Source organism: Phoenicibacter congonensis (assembly GCF_902386915.1).
GTDB lineage: Bacteria > Actinomycetota > Coriobacteriia > Coriobacteriales > Eggerthellaceae > Phoenicibacter > Phoenicibacter congonensis.
In genome coordinates this window covers 56,620-75,867 of sequence record NZ_LR698997.1, presented here as the reverse complement: position 1 = coordinate 75,867, position 19,248 = coordinate 56,620, and the positions used below count along the sequence as shown (strand labels likewise).

16 protein-coding genes and 2 tRNA genes are annotated in these 19,248 nt (G+C 42.6%); 16 read left to right on the top strand and 2 right to left on the bottom strand.

The features are described 5' to 3' along the window. Nucleotides 1–70 precede the first annotated feature (70 nt). The 12 genes from ftsH (at nucleotide 71) to FXZ76_RS00295 (ending at nucleotide 12,757) form a co-directional block, all read left to right on the top strand. On the top strand, nucleotides 71–2,350 hold the full coding sequence (gene ftsH, locus FXZ76_RS00350; protein ID WP_269457030.1) for an ATP-dependent zinc metalloprotease FtsH: 2,280 nt from the start codon (nucleotides 71–73) through the stop codon (nucleotides 2,348–2,350). 25 nt (nucleotides 2,351–2,375) lie between these two features. Then, the gene (locus FXZ76_RS00345) at nucleotides 2,376–3,227 is read left to right on the top strand and encodes a TerC/Alx family metal homeostasis membrane protein (protein WP_197682073.1); all 852 of its coding nucleotides are present in this window, start codon (nucleotides 2,376–2,378) and stop codon (nucleotides 3,225–3,227) included. 81 nt (nucleotides 3,228–3,308) lie between these two features. Next, nucleotides 3,309–4,403 (top strand): coiled-coil domain-containing protein, encoded by a 1,095-nt coding sequence (locus tag FXZ76_RS00340; RefSeq protein WP_079535159.1) that lies wholly within the window; start codon nucleotides 3,309–3,311, stop codon nucleotides 4,401–4,403. A 138-nt stretch (nucleotides 4,404–4,541) separates the two neighbouring features. Further along, nucleotides 4,542–6,398 carry an NAD(P)-binding protein gene (locus FXZ76_RS00335; RefSeq protein WP_079535158.1) on the top strand — a complete coding sequence of 619 codons (1,857 nt, stop codon included), beginning with the start codon at nucleotides 4,542–4,544 and terminating at the stop codon, nucleotides 6,396–6,398. 88 nt (nucleotides 6,399–6,486) lie between these two features. Beyond that, complete coding sequence (locus tag FXZ76_RS00330) at nucleotides 6,487–6,705, top strand: phosphopantetheine-binding protein (RefSeq protein WP_079535157.1); 219 nt, start codon at nucleotides 6,487–6,489, stop codon at nucleotides 6,703–6,705. A 24-nt stretch (nucleotides 6,706–6,729) separates the two neighbouring features. Continuing rightward, nucleotides 6,730–6,805 (top strand) — tRNA-Arg (locus FXZ76_RS00325). Nucleotides 6,806–6,850: 45 nt separating this feature from the next. Beyond that, nucleotides 6,851–7,384: a peptidylprolyl isomerase gene (locus FXZ76_RS00320; RefSeq protein WP_079535156.1), complete on the top strand. Its 534-nt coding sequence runs from the start codon at nucleotides 6,851–6,853 to the stop codon at nucleotides 7,382–7,384. Nucleotides 7,385–7,469: 85 nt separating this feature from the next. Beyond that, nucleotides 7,470–8,801 carry a tetratricopeptide repeat protein gene (locus tag FXZ76_RS00315; protein ID WP_079535155.1) on the top strand — a complete coding sequence of 444 codons (1,332 nt, stop codon included), beginning with the start codon at nucleotides 7,470–7,472 and terminating at the stop codon, nucleotides 8,799–8,801. A gap of 21 nt (nucleotides 8,802–8,822) precedes the next feature. Continuing rightward, a complete protein-coding gene (locus FXZ76_RS00310; RefSeq protein ID WP_079535154.1) occupies nucleotides 8,823–9,848 on the top strand; it encodes a 4Fe-4S dicluster domain-containing protein in 1,026 nt (341 codons plus the stop codon). A gap of 1 nt (nucleotide 9,849) precedes the next feature. Continuing rightward, nucleotides 9,850–10,725, top strand: coding sequence for an FAD/NAD(P)-binding protein (locus FXZ76_RS00305; protein WP_231961708.1), 876 nt, complete (start codon nucleotides 9,850–9,852; stop codon nucleotides 10,723–10,725). Then, on the top strand, nucleotides 10,726–12,105 hold the full coding sequence (locus FXZ76_RS00300; RefSeq protein ID WP_079535152.1) for an NADH-quinone oxidoreductase subunit B family protein: 1,380 nt from the start codon (nucleotides 10,726–10,728) through the stop codon (nucleotides 12,103–12,105). 100 nt (nucleotides 12,106–12,205) lie between these two features. Further along, a complete protein-coding gene (locus FXZ76_RS00295; RefSeq protein ID WP_079535151.1) occupies nucleotides 12,206–12,757 on the top strand; it encodes a carbonic anhydrase in 552 nt (183 codons plus the stop codon). 215 nt (nucleotides 12,758–12,972) lie between these two features. On the opposite strand, the gene FXZ76_RS00290 is transcribed toward FXZ76_RS00295, so the two are convergent. Then, nucleotides 12,973–14,259, bottom strand: a complete 1,287-nt coding sequence (locus FXZ76_RS00290; protein WP_231961707.1) for an ASKHA domain-containing protein — start codon at nucleotides 14,257–14,259, stop codon at nucleotides 12,973–12,975. A gap of 598 nt (nucleotides 14,260–14,857) precedes the next feature. Here FXZ76_RS00290 and FXZ76_RS06340 point away from each other — a divergent pair. The 3 genes from FXZ76_RS06340 (at nucleotide 14,858) to FXZ76_RS00275 (ending at nucleotide 17,478) form a co-directional block, all read left to right on the top strand. Beyond that, nucleotides 14,858–15,394 carry a zinc-ribbon domain-containing protein gene (locus FXZ76_RS06340; protein WP_197682071.1) on the top strand — a complete coding sequence of 179 codons (537 nt, stop codon included), beginning with the start codon at nucleotides 14,858–14,860 and terminating at the stop codon, nucleotides 15,392–15,394. A 185-nt stretch (nucleotides 15,395–15,579) separates the two neighbouring features. Further along, nucleotides 15,580–17,334, top strand: coding sequence for an RNA polymerase sigma factor RpoD (gene rpoD / locus FXZ76_RS06535; protein WP_079535149.1), 1,755 nt, complete (start codon nucleotides 15,580–15,582; stop codon nucleotides 17,332–17,334). Nucleotides 17,335–17,403: 69 nt separating this feature from the next. After that, nucleotides 17,404–17,478, top strand: a tRNA-Asn gene (locus FXZ76_RS00275). Between the two features lie 146 nt (nucleotides 17,479–17,624). Here FXZ76_RS00275 and FXZ76_RS00270 read toward each other — a convergent pair. Further along, nucleotides 17,625–18,191, bottom strand: a complete 567-nt coding sequence (locus tag FXZ76_RS00270; RefSeq protein ID WP_079535148.1) for an HdeD family acid-resistance protein — start codon at nucleotides 18,189–18,191, stop codon at nucleotides 17,625–17,627. Between the two features lie 226 nt (nucleotides 18,192–18,417). Between FXZ76_RS00270 and FXZ76_RS00265 the strand changes: the two genes are divergently transcribed. Further along, nucleotides 18,418–19,221, top strand: a complete 804-nt coding sequence (locus tag FXZ76_RS00265; RefSeq protein ID WP_079535147.1) for a UTP--glucose-1-phosphate uridylyltransferase — start codon at nucleotides 18,418–18,420, stop codon at nucleotides 19,219–19,221. The last annotated feature ends 27 nt before the right edge of the window (nucleotides 19,222–19,248 follow it).

Genomic DNA, 19,248 nt, shown 5'->3' with positions numbered 1-19,248 from the left:
GTAATTTGTGGCTGTGTTAAAATTTCTTGTTAAATTGCACAAAAAACGAAAGAAAGTAAAGAACCGTTAAATGAGAGTAATGCTTGCTGAAGACAATGATCAGAACAAAGACTCTGACGAGGTAAAAGACTCTAGAAATAATCAAAATAAATCAAATGAGGATAGCCATAATAAAGAGTTTCTTGGCTCGCCTTCTCCAAACAGAAATTCAATTCCTCCGAAGATGAAATCGCGCCGGACGGTGATAGTGACACTATTGTGCTTCTTGGCGCTAGTTTTTATTATGTCTTCGCTAGTGAATCCTTTCAAAAGCAACGATGTTGACGAACTTGATACGTCTCAGTTTGTGCAAGCTGTAGAGCAAGGCAGGGTAAAAAGCGTTACATACTCTGCAAGTGAATATACTGTCGCAGGTGAATATTACCCTACAACTAATCCTGGTAGCGAGATATTGTCTTCACTAAACAAATCGATTGAAGCAATAAATTTGCAATTAGAAGAGTCGGGTGTTGTGGATGCTTCTGGTAATGCTGGAATTCAAACAAAAACTCTTACTTCTGATAAGGCAGATGAGCCAAAGAAGTACAAAAGTGTTTATGTTGGAAGCGATTCTCTTGGTGAGTTGATGAAGCAACACCCTGAAATCAGCTATTCCATTACTTTACCTAGCGGTTTCTGGAACATCTTGCAATCACTTCTTCCAATCATTTTGATTGGTGCGATTATGTTCCTTTTCTTAAATCAAATCACCAAGCAACAGAATTCTCAAATGGGCTTTGGTAATTCAAAAGCTAAGAAATACACAGAAGAGCGACCAAGAGTTACATTTGATGATGTAGCTGGTGTTGATGAGGCAGTTGAGGAGATGCGAGAGATTAAAGACTTTTTGGCTGATCCTCGAAAATATCACAAGATAGGAGCAAAAATCCCAAGAGGCTGCTTGCTTGTGGGCCCTCCGGGAACAGGCAAAACTTTGCTTGCAAAGGCAGTGGCTGGGGAGGCAAGTGTTCCTTTCTACAGCATTTCAGGTTCTGATTTTGTTGAAATGTTTGTTGGTGTTGGTGCTTCTCGCGTTCGCGATTTGTTTAAACAGGCACGGGAAAGCGCTCCATCAATTATTTTTATCGATGAGATTGATGCTGTTGGACGTCAAAGAGGCGCTGGACTTGGCGGAGGCCATGACGAGCGTGAACAAACATTAAACCAGATTCTTGTCGAAATGGATGGATTCGATGAGAAAGACTCCGTTGTGCTCATTGCTGCAACAAACCGTGCTGACGTTTTGGACCCAGCTCTTCTTCGTCCAGGTCGTTTTGATCGACAGATTGTGGTTGACACTCCTGACGTAAAAGGTCGTCGTGCGATTCTTGATGTTCATGCGAAAGATAAACCTCTTGGTAGCGACGTAGATTTGGATGCTATTGCAAAAATTACGCCTGGTTTCACTGGCGCTGATCTTATGAACTTACTCAACGAATCTGCGCTTTTGACTGCGAGAAGAAACAAAAAAATTATCACCCAGCGTGAAGTTTCAGAATCGCTCGAGAGGGTTATCGCTGGTCCAGAGCGCAAAGGAAGAGTCGTCACCGAACAAACCAAAAAGACTATTGCCTATCACGAAAGTGGCCATGCGCTCGTTGGATTTAGTCTTGAGCATGCTGATCCAGTGCATAAGATTTCAATTATTAGCCGCGGACGTGCTCTTGGCTACACATTAAGCATTCCTGAGGAAGATAAAGTTTTAAATTCTTTGTCGGAGATGAAAGCACAACTTGCAGTTTTGATGGGTGGTCGTGTTGCTGAAGAGATTTTCATTGGCGATGTGACTACTGGAGCGTCTAATGACTTGGAACGTGCTTCAAAGATTGCACGCGCTATTGTTACGCAGTATGGCATGAGCCCTCTTGGCAACCAAGTTTTTGGCCAGCCAAATCACGAAGTCTTCTTGGGCAGAGATTATGGCAATACTCAGGACTACTCTGATGAAACAGCGCGCAAGATTGATGAAGAAGTGTCAAGACTCATGAAAGAAGCACATGATTGCGCATTTGAAATTCTGAACGCCAACAAAGAACACATGGATTTGATGGCAAGTGTTTTGATTGACCGTGAAACTGTTGAAGGTGAAGCTTGCCAAGCATTGCTTGAAAACAAGTGGGACGATTATCTTTCACGTGAGAAAGATATCATTGCAAAAAGAGATGCTGAAGAAGAGGAAGCTCGCAAAAAAGACGAACTTGAGCATCCTGAACTCCTTGATCCTGAAAAGCAGGAGGAGCTTCCAACTGACCCCTATTTTGATAAATATGGGGCAAGATTCGATTTTGGCGATTTTGACGATAAACACTAGTAGTTTAAAAATTGTGGTGGACTAATTGGATAAGAAACGTGCTCATTTAATCGGGCAAATTAAATGGCTACTCATATGGATCGGAGTAGCCATCCTTTTTAACATAGGCGTTTGGGTGGTAGAAGGAGAAGTCCGAGCTCAGGAATTTTTGGCAGGCTATCTAACTGAGCTTTCGCTGTCGATTGACAACGTCTTTGTTTTTCTCATGATATTTCGAAGCTTTGGCGTGACGGAGCATGCTCAGCACCGATGCCTTGCTTGGGGAATCATTGGAGCAGTAGTGCTGAGGTTCCTTTTTATTTTCTTTGGAATTGCACTCATCACAACTTTTGAGTGGGTAGTTTGGATTTTTGGCGCATTCCTAATCATTCAGGGAATTAAGATGTGGCTACCTGAAAAGGAATCTGATCCTCATGATTCGTTCATTTTCAAGACGGTTTCTAAGGTTTTCCCTGTCACAAAGGAACTTCATGGCGACAGGTTTATGGTTGTCGAAAATGGGAAACGCATGATGACGCCTCTTTTGGCAATTCTCATCCTCATTGAAGGTTCTGATATTATTTTTGCTGTTGACTCTGTTCCTGCTGTACTCTCAATTTCTACAGATTTGTTTGTTGTTTACACTTCGAACATCTTTGCAATTCTTTGTTTAAGACAGCTGTTTTTTGTAATTGAACATCTTGAATCGAAGTTTGAATATGTGAAATATGGAGTTGCTTTTATTCTCGTGTTTACGGGAATAAAAATGCTCGTTTCCGCTTTTGGAATTCACATTTCGACTTTCTTATCGATTTTTATAATCGGCGGAATATTGTTCCTCTCGGTGCTGATTTCCTATTTAATTTCCACTCGGCGAGAAAAGCAAGGCAACAACTAGCGCTTTGAACGCAATTTTCTTTCGTGATAAAATAATAAATTCGTTGCGAAAAGTACACTAAACACACAAGGAGCAACTGTTTTGATTAAGGATAAGACTATATCTATTACAAAACGAATCTTCATTTTTTTTCTGGCTGTCGCTTTCGCCTTCTCTTTAAGTTTCACTGTTCCGCCTTTGAGAGCATTTGGTGAGACAACTCAGGAAAAGTTAGATAGCGCGCAGGCCCAACTCGATGAAGTTAATTCACAGCTCGAACAAATTCAGTCAGAATTTAATGACTTAAACGAAAAGCTTGCTGCAACTTCTCGTGAAGTTGATGACGTGAACGATCAAATTGCTGAGCAGCAAGAAGTTTTGAGCAAAAAACAAGATGAATTGGGCAAAAGGATTGCTTCAAAATATCGTGGTGGCGATGCTGGAATGCTTGATTTATTCTTGAGTTCAACCGACTTTTCTGATTTTGCTAACAATTGGTTTCTAGCTTCTAAAATCATGGAATCAGACAATGAGCTGATCAATGAGGTAAAAGCGGAAAAGCAAAAACTCAGCGACAAAAAAGCTGAACTTGAGCAATTGCAAGCTGCGCAAAAATCTCAAATTGATTCAGTGGCTGCAAAGCAACAAGAAACGACTGATTTGGTAAACAGCTTGAGCAGTGATGTCAAAGACCTCATGGAACAGCGTGATGCTGAACTAGTGGCAGCCGCAGCTGCCGCTGCAGCTGGCAACAACCAGATTTCTTCTTCAAATTATTCAGGAGGAAGCGGTCAGACATACAGCGGTGGCGGATCAATTCCCCATGCTAATTCTGCCAAAGGTCAAGCTATTGTGAATGCATGTTTTTCAACAGGGTCACCTGGTGCTGGCTATTGTGCGATGTGGGTTAGCCGTGTTTATCAAAATGCCGGTTGTGGATATCCTAGTGGCGATGCAAAAGACATGTATTGGGCCTATTGCACATCAAGCGACAGGTCACAATTGGAGCCTGGAATGATAATTGCCGTTCCTTCACACACCAACGGTGACAATTGGGCTCAAATATATGGACATGTTGGCATTTACATTGGGGATGGAAAGGTTATGCACAATATAGGAGCTATTGTCACGACCGATCTCGATTCATGGATAGCAACGTTTGGAACGACCTACACAGTTAAGTGGGGATGGGCCTAAATAATCAAAAAACATGTTTAAAAGTCCCCAGCACTGGGGACTTTTTTAATTCTTCTTTAGCCTAAAAGACATGAATTAGACAAACAAAAAGCGTTAAAATTAACCCGTTATCTTGGGGTAGGAATCTAAGGAGTAATCATGATTGTAAAAGCCGACGTGGAGAAGTGTTTGGTTGCTGACACTTTAGCTGAAGCTGTTAAAGTAGCTAAAACAGGAACTTGCCAAATCTCTATTCAACTCGCACGCTTCGAAAAGTTTTATCATGAAGTCAGACATCAGGTCGACAATGAATCTGAAAACTTCCAAAAACTCACAAAGTTACTTGATACGCTCAAAAAGATTCATCTTTTCCTTAGTAATCAAAAGCAATTTGATCAATTTGCAAAGGGTGCAAAAGAATTAGTTGAAAGCACTGAAACTTGCGAAACTACAAAGAAGGCTTGCAAAGAGCTTCTGGAGGGAATTGAACTTTTCCAACTTGATTACTATGCGCATGTTGAAGCACATTCTTGCGCTTGTGATAAAAACATGAAATCACCTTGCAAGGCTGGGTGCCCTGCTCATGTTAATGCATCTGCCTACATTGGACTTGCCTCAGAGGGCGACTTTGATGGTGCAGTTAAAATGGTGAGAAAAGACAACCCATTTGTAACGGCTTGTGCTCTTGTTTGCATGCATCCATGCGAGGACTATTGCCGTCGTCGTGGGATTGATTCAGCTGTTAACATTCGTGGTGTCAAAAAACTTGCGATTGACAACTGCCATGCCGATGTTGTTTCAACACCACCTCGTCAAGAGCCAACTGGAAAGAAAATTGCTGTTATTGGAGCTGGCCCTTGTGGTCTTTCTTGCGCCTATTATCTTGCAATTATGGGGCATGATGTTGATGTTTATGAGTCTCGCTCTAAGATGGGTGGAATGCTTCGCTATGGTATTCCAAAATATCGTTTCCCACGCGAGAGACTTGATGAGGATGTTAATGCAATTCTTGGCGTTGGCGGAATTAATGTTCAAATGAACTGCTATGTTGATGCAGATAAGTTCAATGAAATCAAAGCCTCGCATGATGCAACATTCGTTGCAATTGGTGCTCACACTGGAAAAGGCCTTCGCATTGAAAATGTTGATGCAAAAGGCGTCATGAGCGCCGTTGAGATTTTGCGTGCGGTCGGCGATGATGATTATCCTGATTTTGAGGGTCTAAACATTGGTGTTGTTGGTGGCGGCAACGTTGCAATGGACTGTGTGCGCACAAGTGTTCGTTGCAATGCAAAAAATGTATATTGTTTCTATCGCAGACGTGTCGAGGATATGCCTGCTGACAAAGTTGAGATTCATGGAGCTATGGAAGAGGGAGTTCAGTTCCTTGCTTTGCAATCTCCAGTTGGTCTAAATGTTGATGATAATGGCCATTTAACTGCAATGAGAACACAGCCTCAGCGTTTGATTGAGGTTCCTGGTGGTCGTCCAAAGCCAGAGCCTGATACAGAAAAAGAGGAACTTGTAACGCCAATCGACATTCTTCTTTTGGCTGTTGGTCAGGACATTGTTTGTGGACCATTCGAAGATGCTGGAATGAAGACCCAATGGCATGCGTTTAAAGCGAATGAATTCCTCGAGGCAGAAGACATGCCTGGAGTTTGGGTTGGTGGCGACTGCCAAACAAGCCCTGCATCTGCAATTATGGCAATCGGAGCTGGCAAAGTTGCTGCATACAACATTGATAATGCCCTTGGTTACAACCACACAATTGACCCTGGTGTAAAGGCAAAAGAAAGCTACCATCAATATCCTCAATATGCTCCACGTGAAGAAATTCACGAGAGACCTGCAGAAGAGCGCAAACACGATTTTGACTACATTGAACTCGACATTGAACCAATGGCAGGACGTCGTGAGTGCGGTCGTTGCCTGCACTGTGATCTTTGTGGATGGGACACACTTTACCAAGTCCCACTTTCAGAAGATGAGAAGACTTCAACTTCTGTTGACTAATTTATTTGAGTAGCTAGCGATGGCATCGATTGTTTTTACCGTGATAAAATGATTTGGTTATAAAACCATTTTATCGAAGAGGTGTTTCATGGAAACAATCGATGTCATTCGCAAACTTCTAAAAGAGAACGCTGGAGTTGATCCAGATGACGTTACTGATGATGCTACGCTCGAATCCTTAAATCTTGACTCTATCGATGTTGCAGAACTCATTTGCAATCTAGAGGACGAGTTAGAGATTGACTTTGGAAACCCACAAGACATCAACACTGTTGGCGATGTTATCAATCACATTAAAAGTTTATAGTAACTAATCGGCTCTGATGGGCTTGCCCTCGTAGCTCAGTGGACAGAGCACCTGCCTCCGGAGCAGGGTGTCGCAGGTTCGACTCCTGTCGAGGGCACCATATTTTACTTTTCTCTGTTAATAATTCAAGAAAGGAATAATTTAAATGTTTGAGAAACTCTACACTCCTGAATATCAGCCAACTGGTGAGGAGATTGCAGTAATTAAGACTAACAAGGGAACTATCAAAGTGCAACTTGCAGGAAAAGACGCTCCAATTCACGTTGGAAATTTTATCGAACTTGCCAACAAGGGCTTTTATGACGGATTAAAGTTCCATCGTTATGTTCCGAATTTTGTAATACAAGGTGGATGTCCAAACACTCGTGGCAAGAGCGCTGACGAGGTTATCCTCGGCGCACAAACTGGCATTGGTGGTTTTGGAACTGGCGGTCCTGGATATTGCATTAAAGAGGAATACACGACTAATCCAAATAATAAGCATTTAGACGGAACGCTTGCTATGGCAAGAAGCCAAATGCCAAATTCTGCAGGTTCTCAATTTTATTTTTGCCTTGGGCCACAAAGTTTCTTGGATCCAAACTACACTGTGTTTGGCCAGACCATCGAAGGCCTTGATGTGATTGGCGAACTTCGTGTTGGCGACGACATCGAAAGCATCACTATTGAAAACAAGTAATAGCCCTCTTGCTGGTAAAAATTTACCGATTTTAGAACTCGTATATAATTAAAGGGTTATAAAAAACTAAAAAAGGATACGCAGCGTGAACGAAACAACCTTTTCAAGAGCGAACGGACTCTATAAGGCAGGAGACTACCGTGGTGCACTTCGAAAATACACTGATTGTTTGAGAGACGAGCAAAATCCTCTTCAACCTGGAGAGTATGGAGCTCTTTATCATCACATTGGAAATTGTTTAATGAAGATGAAGAATTCTTCTGAGGCAATTCGTGCGTATCTGCAAGCGGAAGAAGACAGTGCATACACAGCGGGCGCGTCGCTTCACACGAATCTAGGCAAGGCATACAGCTCATTAAAAGAATATGACAAGGCTATTGATGAGTTGCAAATTGCTATTAATGACGAAACTTATACCAGTCGATACAAGGCATTAATGAGCCTTGGCAACATCCAAATGAAAATGGGTGATTCGGCAGATGCTGGAAGAAATTTCCGAGAAGCTGCACTAGACCCAAACAACCCAGACCCAGCAAAGTCCTTGCTCAACTTGGGAGTTTGTTTCATGAGTCTTGGGCGACCAGGTGATGCTATCGCTTCATATGAAAGCGCGAAGCAGTTTAACATGTCAAATGACACGCGCAATCGCCTTTTGGCAAGCATGGGACAAGCACATGCTGCCAACAACGAACCTGAGGCTGCTGTAGAGTGTTTTAAAGAAGTAACAGCTGATGGAACATATCAGCTCTCTGATTCTGCGTCTGTTGACTATTCGCGTTGCATTAGTGAGCTTAACAAGTTGGCAGCGGCAGAAGCGACAGCTGTTGACATGAGTGGCCTCGATGTGTCAACCGCTGACGATTTGACTAACAGCAGCGACCCCTATTTCTACGATGACGGAACCGAGGTTCTAGACAAAGTTCCTGGGTATATTGATGCCTATGAGGGTGATGACGATAAGTTTTTCACCGCCACAGAAGATGAACTAAAGGAAATCTACAAACAGCAGGCGAAAAAAGAGCGCAAGCGCAAAGGTGTTGGCCTAAAAATCTTGCTTGTGTTTATTATTCTTATTGTTTTGATTGTAGGTGCCGGTGCGGCTGGTTACATTCTTGGTTATGGCTATCCAACTCAGCAAATGACAACTACTGAGCTGTTCAGCAACCCATCGACCACGAACAGCGCATTTTCATCAACGGTAAGCGAATCTTCGCGCTCTCAAATTGTTAATTCCATCGTGAAGGATGACAATGTAGAAATAGAGGGTGTAACTCGCGGCATGAATGAGAGCAAGGTTTATTCGAAGGCAAAAACCGAGCAAGGGGGCGAAATAACCTATGTCATCACGATGAAACGTGATCTTGTTGGTTGGAAAGTCTCAAATGCTGAGCTCTATTTTGCGTCGCAAAACAGTTAGGTGAATTCGCCGGAGCTTTAATTGCTATATAAAGTTATTGATAAGCCAGACCTAGAGTTGCTGTTTAACACGTTTTTGGGCAATGCAACTGTCATTGCACCTATAAAGATGAAGAAGAGCTATTCATTTTCAGAAGTTCATTCTTTTGACGAGGTTGAGCTTGACTATCACACAACGCTCACTTCTTTAAAAAAGTTCTTTATCCCGAAACACGAAACGTTATTTGAGTTCGATGAAAATAATGAAATTCACGATTGTGAGATTTATCCAAGGTCGCGCGTTTTGTTTGGTGCTCACGCCTGTGATATCAACGCGATTAACAACCTAAACCTTGTGTTTGAAGATCAAGAGCGGCCTGACCCCTACTACAAGAAGAGAAAATCAAAAACAATGATTGTGGGCATTTCCTGTATGCCGACAAAAACTTGCTTTTGCCACAACCTTGGGGTGCAGGAAGCAAAAGGTGGCTATGACCTGTTCCTTCAGGACCTAGGTGACAGATATTTTGTTTCAATTGGAAGTGTTGAGGGCGCCGATGTTTTGGAATCATCTTGTTCGCCTCGTGACACCACAGATGAAGACAGAAAGCTATTTTTGGAAAGAACTCGACTACGCCAAGAAGCCTTTTCGAAAGAAATTCCAGAAATACAAGAGATACCAATGCTCATGGACGCATTTCACGATGACCCGTTTTGGGAAGAAATGGGAAAGAAGTGCCTGTCTTGCACGGCTTGTGCGCAGGTGTGTCCAACGTGTTATTGCTTTAACATAATTGACACCTTGAATGCGAATGGCAAGGGCGGGAAAAGGGAGCGCATTCCTGACTGCTGCACCAATCCGGAATTTGCGCAGGTAACAGGTGGCTTTAATTTCCGCGACAGCAATGTTTCTCGCGTCAGACACCGCATGTATCACAAGCTAAATGGATTCTATTCAAAATATGACAGATATCTTTGTGTTGGCTGTGGCAGGTGCGCGCGTGCTTGCAAAGCTGGCATCTCTCCATCTGAAGTGTTGAAATTCTTTGCTAATAAGGAGTTTGAGTAGCGTGGCATTTACAGAATCAGAAACGACGCTACAAGGTCAGGCACTGCTTAAGGCCGATCCATACCGTCCTTGGGAGGCAAGAATCACAAGCATTACGCCCCTCACAGCGACTGAGAAGTTATATGAACTGCGCTTGATTGACGAGCGTGTTCGTCAGGCGTTTAGACACAAGCCGGGACAATTTGTCATGGTTTCTGTTCTTGGGGTTGGTGAGGCACCAATAGCGATTTGTTCGAGCCCTGCCAAAGTTGGTTTTTTTGAACTTACAATCAGAAAAGCCGGTGCAGTGACGTCGAAACTCGATTCTATGCAGTGTGGTGACATAGTGGGAATTCGTGGCCCATATGGTCATCCTTTCCCCTATGAAGAAATGAAGGGAAATGACATTCTGCTTGTTGCTGGAGGAACTGGAATAGCTCCACTTCGTTCACTCATCAACAACATTCACGACGAGCGTGACCAATTTGGCAAGGTAGTTATTATTTATGGTTCTCGAACTGCAAGCACAATCATGTTCCGTGATCAGTTTGAGATGTGGCGCCATCGCAAAGATTTCGAACTATATCTTCCTTTATCGCAACCTGACGACGATTGGACTGGCGAAGTTGGATATGCAGGCGACATGTTTAAATATGTCGAAGTTAATCCTGAAAACACCTATGGAGCAATTTGCGGTCCTCCTGTTATGTATGCAAGTGTCATTGAAGAGATGCGGAAAAAAGGTATTGAGTACGATCGCATTTATATGAGCTTTGAGCGGCACATGAAGTGCGGAATGGGCAAATGTGGTCACTGCCAGGTGGGTCATCAGTATTGTTGCCAGGATGGACCTGTTTTTAATTATTGGGATGCACAAAACATGCAGGGGTCAATCTAGATGATTTGTTCCAATGCAAATAAACCAACTTTAGGCTTTTTCGAGCTTGAGAGTTGTCATGGTTGTGAGCAGCAAATTCTTAATGCCGATGAAAAGCTTTTTAACGTTTTTAATCAGGTCAATGTTGTTTATTGGCCAAAACTTTCAGATAGAAAATCGCCTGCTGCAGTGGACATTGCTGTCGTGGAGGGTGCTGTAAAGACGCCAGAGCAGGAAGAATTTGTCAAGCAACTTCGGGAAAATTCTAAAGTTATAGTCGCGATTGGAGCTTGCGCTTGTGGCCTCAATAAAGATGCCCTAGGCGAGAGTGTTCACTTTCGCGCTTTAACAGATTTTATCGACGTTGATTATTGTTGCCGTTGTTGTCCCATTGATACAAATCAATTTTTAAATGTTTTGCAAAAGGCAATTGGTGGTAGAAACACGTTTGAATCCAGTGCTTGTCTTTGTGGAGAATGCAAGAGCAATGAAAAAGGTTGCTTCTATGGACAAGGAAGGCTCTGTGCCGGCTTAGTTTCAATGTGTGGTTGCGATGGACTTTGCACTAGATTGAACAAACAGTGCCGGGGTTGCAGTGGGATTTCTAAACATGCATGCCTTGAAACTGCTTTTTATAATGCTGAGAATGTTACAAATGTCGATGGGAACGATGCTTTTGTGAGTTTTTTGGATGTTTGTAGCATTGATCGTTTTCTTGAAAAGAATGTCGAAGGGCTTACCGGAGATGATGCTCTTTTTGTTGAGGCTAGATTTGATGGAGAAATCTCGCAAGAGCTAGCTCTAAATTCAGCTTCAAAGTTTGAAAAGAAGAATAATTTAACAATTGATTCAAGAGATTTGATTCTGCGTGAAATCCTTCGCCTTGCTGAAAGGGCCCATAATGACATTACATCTTTAGTGTTGTCAGAATTTCCCCAAATAAAAGGCTATGTTGACTTCCAGGAGTTCGTTGAAGCCGACAGTGATTTTCTTAAGAAATGCCTTGAATTGAGGCACGCTTTAACAAACATTTTGTCAGAAATCAGTGGGCGAGCAGTGCACCCGATAACGGTTGAAGTCGGTGGTTTCAGTAAAGCCGTTTCTGATGTGGCGCTCAAACGCATGAGTGAAGAAATTGATTCCGAGCTTGATTTTGCTGTTTCTCTCATTGATGAGTGTTCAAGCAATTGGGAAAAATCAATTCTTGGCGAACAAGGAACGACTGTGCTCAAAAGAGTTCTCGAAAACTGGGACGATCTCACCGACAAGGCTCGTTTTGGCGCGGCGAAAGCCGGGTTGCGCCCGCCTGAGACCGACTCAAGGAGAGAATGTATCGCTCGTGCCGTGGAAATTGTTGATTCGTTGCAAAGAATCACAGATTTTTGTAGAGACCTGCTGTAACTAAGCCCCACATTTGCATTTAAGAAACATTACTTGAGTGTTTTTAATAAATGCTAGCTGTGAGATAATTAGCTATTGCATTTCGTTGAGGGGAGAATCTATGAATGCTAATGAGTCCCTGCAAATCCTAAAAAATGGAAACGCTCGCTATCTTTCCGCAAAATCAAATGATGGTAACATCTCGCTTAAAAAAAGAAAAGAAACTTTTGAGAATGGGCAACACCCACATGCAGTTATTCTCACCTGCTCCGATTCGAGGGTGGTGCCAGAGCACATTTTCATGGCCGGGATTGGTGAGTTGTTCGTTATTCGTGTTGCAGGAAACATAGTTACTGACACACAACTTGCAAGCGTTGTTTATGCGGCTGAACATTTAAAGTCAAAGCTCGTTGTGGTTTTGGGGCACACAAATTGTGGTGCCGTAGGAGCTGCGATTGGTCATGCTGGTCATGGCTGTTTGTGCGCTTTAACTGCTCCTATCGAAGAAGCTATTGGAAGCGAAACTGATGATTTAAAAGCTTGTGAATTAAACGTTAAAGCAAGCGTGGACAAGCTTTTAGCCAACGATGAAGTTAAAGAGCTCGTTTCGGATGGTGTGACTGTCACAGGCGCTATTTATGACGTTGAAACAGGAGAAGTGAAGTTTCTGTAGTCATGAAGACACTTTCTCTTCATGTTTAAGGCGGTTGACGATACTGCAAGTGTGCCCGCTTTAGCGAAGGGGGTTCTTCAATTTAGCGGGCACTAATTGATTGTGTCTATTGCGCCTAGTAAAGAAGACATCTCTTTCGTGACGATCTTAGTTAATACTTGAGTGCTGATTCTCTATTTTTAGTGTGTGTTTCTGAAGCCGCGAGAGCAATTTAGCTAAAACTGAGGGAACAGCATACAATCTGAGTAAAGTCTGTCGTAGTTTTCTAGATTTGAAAGTTCCAGATAGTCAATTTCAGTCGCAAGCGTTTCTATTTCCTCTTTGACTTTCTTGCTCATGAGTGTCATGTAGGCACCAGTTTTTGAACTGTTGCCGACATAGACTAGCTTATCTTGCACGCAAGCAGGCAAAATTCCGCTGCCTACGAGCGAGTCGACCGACAAGTGCGCCCCAAATTGGCCTGCAATGAAAACTTTGTCAAGGTCTTCCATGTCAATTCCAGCTTCATTTAATAACGCCATGAAGCCCGAGAGAATTGCCCCTTTTGCCATTTGTACCTGTCGCACATCGCTTTGAGAAACAATGATTTCAGGGTCTTCACACATCACCAGTTCACGTTTTGTGCCATTCATTCTAATGAATTTTTTGCGCCAATCGTCATCAGGTAGTCTGTCAGGTTTAATAAAAACACCACTCTTTTGAATAAATTCGTTTACTACAAGCTCTCGAATTACAGCCAAAATCCCACTTCCACAAATGCCTTCAGGTTTTTTGTCACCGATTGTGTCTAGTTTGATTTCGTCGGTGAAGATGTGAACGTCTTCGATTGCACCTGCAGCTGCTCGCATTCCTGAAGAAATGTTCATTCCTTCCAGAGCTGGTCCAGCAGCACAAGAACAACTGAACAATTTTCCGCATTTAGCTAGAACTATTTCGCCGTTCGTGCCAATGTCAATAAATAGTTCGTTATCGTTAGATTTGTGCATTTCGCACACATATGCGCCTGCAACAATGTCTGCACCAATATATGAAGAAACATGTGGCAGGCAATACAGAACACAATCGTCACTGCCTTTGAGTCCAATTTCTTTGGCAGGCATTTCTTTTGCTTCTTTAAAAGCTGGCTGGTAGGGCGCTTTTCCAATTGACCTGGCATCAACGCCTAAAAGCATGTGCATCATTGTGCAGTTTGCAGCGACATTTATATTCTCAATTTGTTCAATAGAAACACTAGATTGTTTGCATGCACTGAGCATTAACTCATTAAGAGAGTCTACAATTGCTTTTTGTAGGTCAATTATGCCATCTTCGCCGTGTTCATATTCATATGTAATGCGTGTAAGTACATCGAGCCCATAATGCTTTTGTGCGTTAATGTCAGAGGCGCTGCTCAGCTGCTCTCCTGTTTCTAGATTAACCAAAGTTGCGACTACTGTCGTCGTTCCAATGTCAATAGCAAATCCATAGCCGATGAGGCCTTCGTCTTTTTTGAATTTTGGCATTTTGCCAGTTGTGAGAACTTTATGCTCAAGCTTTTTTTGCATTAACTCTAAAGTCAAGTCGCTCGTTGGGCGGGCAAGACATGATAGCCTAACGCCACTATCTAAATCTTGTGGTTTAAGCCTTTTTCTCTCATCATCTGAAATTTCCGAACAGTTGCCTTCGAGTATTCCGACTTTGCTGTGTTATGCAGAGCGATGCATTTACGGTTACTGGTATAGCAAGGGATTTTCACCCTAATTCCCCTGTGTGGTGAGCTGCGCATTAATAACGCTACAGATTTGCAGAAACTTCAGAATGATAATTTGTTTATGAGACAAATCCCACACGCACGATGTTCGCGCCAATCATCTTGCCATTATTTGAAATTCTACGCCACAAAGCGTGACAGTCGAGCGTGATTTAGGAGAATCCTCACAACAATTATTAGGTTGGTCACTTTTTGATTGGTGAGTGTGATGTATGTCGCAACAATGAAGCATTATGTGCTCCGTACTCAATTTGATGGCGTGCGCTTTTTAATCGTAACGATTTAACTCGTTTGCGTTGTATAGCAATTGTCTGATAGCATGTTTTTAGTTTAAAAACTAGGAGTTTGTTATGAATTGTTGCTCAAATTGCGGTTCCTTTGTCCCTGATGATGCAGTGTTTTGTTCGAAGTGTGGGTCTAAAATCTCACAGCAGGTAAGCCAGCCCAGCGAATCATATCAGCAGGCATATGCCAACCATATTGATTCAAAGCAAGTTCAGGTTAATCAAGACAGTAATTCACAAGTTTATGCTAATCAAGCTTGTAATTCACAGGCACAGATCAATCAGGCTAATCAAAATTACGATGCACAATATCAAACAAATGCAAGTTGGCAGCCAACCGATGCGGTTTATTTTGATGTAAAGCCTGTCATGTCTGATAAGGACCGCACCCTTCGTTTGATTGCATTCATTTTCAATTTAATTTCAACGATTGCTGTTTGTTGGGCCTTAATTCCTCTTGCCTGGATGATTCCTATGACCGTAGTCAGCTGGGGGATTTACAAAGGAACACGCAAGAACACTGTCGCATTTGGAGTTTGCACTCTAATATTTTTGAGTCTAGTAGGAGGAATTCTGCTTTTGTGCTCGCAAAAAGACGACTAATCGTTTTTTAACAGGGAAACTCTGTTCTAACTATAGATTTTTTTGGCTTCACGGCAGCTAGTTTTCTTTTTTTAAAATCCTGTGTTTGTTCTAACCAATTAGGGGTAGATGACTTGCTTTTTGCCTCATTAGTGCTATAGTTATATGTTCTATCGTTATGTATCTTGGGAGGATTATATAAACTAATGACATCAGAGTCAAAGACCCCAAAAACCATTTCAAAAAAAGAGAATACAGAAGTTGATAGCGCAGAGACTGTAAGCGACGTTAAAATTGTGGCCAAAACTGAGAGTGCCAAAAAAACCAAAACGACAAAAGCCGCAACGTCAAGTGCTTCAACCAAAAAAACGGCTGCTAAGTCTAGCACTGCAAAAAAGACAACCACTAGAAAGGCAACAACTAGTGAGGGGCTAGAAGCAGAAGCCGAGAAAGATGCTAGCGCGACAACTGTCAAGAAAAGAACTACAAGGAAAACTACGACCAAAACGGCTACAAAAAAGACTGCTAGCAAATCCACAACTGGTGAAGCAGATGTCATAAATGTAGCCGAGGCGGAAAACAGCGATAAAGAGACAAAAAAGACTGCAAGAAAAACAACGACAGCAACAAAAAAAGCTGCTGCTAAATCTTCGGCTAAAAAATCAAAAGATGAAGGCGACAATTCAGAAGCAGAGAAGACAGTTTCTGAGTCTGTAGTGAAATCGTCTGCAAAATCAACAAAGACAACTGCTAAGAAAAAGCCTGGCAGAAAGCCGAAAAAAACGGAAGACGCAATTGAAGTTGCTCTAGTTTCTGACGATGGAGAGCTTGCAGAAGTTGGGAGAATGGGCGATGCGCCAGATGAAGATGCTTTATTTAATGATGACTACGATGATGTAGATAGCGAGGATTTGCTAGAAGGAATTCCTGACGAAGAGCTGAAGAGCACAGAGTCTAATGTTAAAAAGCTAAAGACAGTCACTCCACGCTCTAAAAGCGGAGCTCGCAGAAGAAACGTTGACGTCTCAAGGACTTTGTTAACTGGCGATCCAATTCGCATGTATTTGAAAGAAATTGGCAAAGTTGACCTACTTACCAAAGAAGAAGAGGTTGACCTTGCAATGAAAATTGAGGCAGGGTTAAAGGCAACGGAAGAACTCGAAGCCGCTGAAGAACAGGGAATTGAACTTTCGCGTCGTGACAAGCGCCGTTTAACAAGAATCGAGAATGTTGGACTTGATGCGCGTTCTGCGTTGATGGAAGCAAACCTGCGCCTTGTGGTTGCTAACGCAAAGCGCTACATTGGTCGTGGGCTTTCGCTTCTCGACCTCATTCAAGAGGGAAACCTTGGACTCATTCGCGCTGTCGAAAAGTTTGAATACAAGCGTGGATACAAGTTTTCCACATATGCAACATGGTGGATTCGTCAGGCAATAACGCGTGCAATTGCAGATCAGGCAAGAACTATTCGTATTCCTGTACACATGGTTGAGACTATTAACAAGCTCGTTCGCACGCAAAGAAAACTTCAACAGGAACTTGGCCGCGACCCAAGCCCTGAAGAAATTGCAGTTCTCATGGACATCACGCCAGAACGTGTGCAAGAGATTCAAAAGATTGCGCAAGACCCAGTTTCTTTGGAGACGCCAATTGGTGAAGAGGAAGACTCTCAGCTCGGTGACTTTATTGAAGACGAAAAAGCTATTGACCCTGCTGAGGCTGCAAGGTTTGCAATGCTACAACAGCAGATTAGAGAAGTTCTTGGGACTTTGGGAGAGCGTGAGAGGAAAGTCATTCTTCTGCGTTTTGGGCTTGAAGATGGTCATCCGCACACACTCGAGGAAGTTGGCCGGGAGTTCAAAGTAACTCGCGAGCGCATTCGTCAAATTGAAAGCAAAACGCTAGCCAAACTTCGTCATCCATCGCGTTGTGGAGTGCTTCGCAATTATTTACAAAAATAACTCGCAGATTCATTTATTTGTGTATAATAGGTAGTCGCGCCGTTAAACATTTCATAAAGGCGCGAATATTCCTCGGTAGCTCAACGGCAGAGCATCCGGCTGTTAACCGGAGGGTTGTAGGTTCGAATCCTACCCGGGGAGCCATTTCTTTTGACTCTCTTTTTTTATCCTAGCTAATTTTAAGTTTGCGCATTTAAAAGTCGTATTAGCGCAGTTTTTCAGGTTGTAAATCTCTAGTTGCGCGTCTAGTCGCTAATTGGCGATTTTAATAACCGCACTGGAACTTGCGGCTAGCGTTCCCCGAACATTGATTTCTTGAAGTCTTTGATCTTCTTGCCATATGTCAGCATTGCTACGACGTCAAAGACTCCATCTAAAACCAGAACCCAGCCGGTGAAAATCATTACCGTTTCAGCTGGACTCATAATGATGAAAATTCCAAGAAGCATGAGAATTGCGGAAAAGATAGCTAAAGGCATTCCACCTTTAATGCGGGCTCTGACAAAAGCAATTCCTTCTGCAAGTGTTGTAGCCGCGTCGACAATGACAATGAGCCCGAGAACAATTGTGAGTATTCCCATTATGAGCATCGGTTGAATAAGACAAAGCGCGCCCATTATGAGAAACAGAATTGCCACAATAAACGAATAGCCACATAAAAATCTGCCGTAGGAAAAATAGCCATACAATGAGAAAATTCCCATTGTTAATAAAGCAATGCCCGTGATGACGCAGAGAATCCAACCCGATGATGCTGGAAGAAGAATAAATAGCAACCCAACAACTATGGTTGCAATTCCAACTAATAAAGAATCGATGGTTACTTCTTTTAGGAAGTTTGAAAACTTAGATGCCATTTTTATGTTCCTTTCGACTTTCTAATTTCTTTTTTCGGGAAGACTGTTTTTATATATAGTTTTTTGATGCTTTAAATTAGCTTCAAACAGTAAATCTTTATCTCGACTTGTTTTGTTTAGACTCTCCCTCAACTTTTAACCTTCATAGTAATTCTTTTGGCATTTTTGGTGTCTAAATCAATGAATTATAATTCTTTTGTATTAGTCGAAATAGTTTGGAGGACAAATGAAAACTGTTATTCCTGCTGCTGGGCTTGGAACTCGTTTTTTGCCAATCACCAAAGCCGTGCCTAAAGAGATGTTGCCAGTTGGCGGAAAGCCTGCAATTCAGTGGATTGTGGAAGAAGGACTTGATGTCTCCGATGGTGTTGTCATTGTGAATTCGCGCGAGAAAGCAGCAATTGAACAGCATTTTTCTCCTGATGAAAAGCTAGTCAATCATCTTCGTTCAAAAGGGAAAGATGAACTCGCCAATCGAGTCGAGCATGCTGGCAATTTAAATGTTGAGTATGTATATCAAGATGAGGCTTTGGGCCTTGGTCATGCAGTTTTGTGCGCATCTCCTGCAACTGGAGATGAAGCATTTTTTGTTTGTCTAGGAGACGTTATTGTTCCCGGAAACAAAATGCTTCCTCGCATGAAAGAGGTTTCAGAATCCCATGGTGGCGCAAGTGTAATCGCTGTTGTTCCAGTTCCTGACGAAGAGGTTCACCGTTTTGGAATCATGGGCGGTGAAAACTTGGGTGAGGGTGTTTGGAAAGTTGACACATTGGTAGAAAAGCCTTCGCTTGAAGACGCTCCCACTAATCTTTGCGTGTTCGGAAGATATCTTTTGTCTCCACGGGTTATGAAAATTTTGGCGGAGACAAAGCCTGGCGTGGGTGGGGAAATCCAGCTCACTGATGCGCTTTTCGCCCTTTTGTCAGAAGAAGAAATGTATGCTGTGGAATTTGCGCCAGAAGATGGCCTTGACACAGGCACTCCAGAAAGTTGGTTATTTGCAAACAACTTTTTGGAAAAACATGTATGATGTTAACCATGTTAATCACATTCGAAC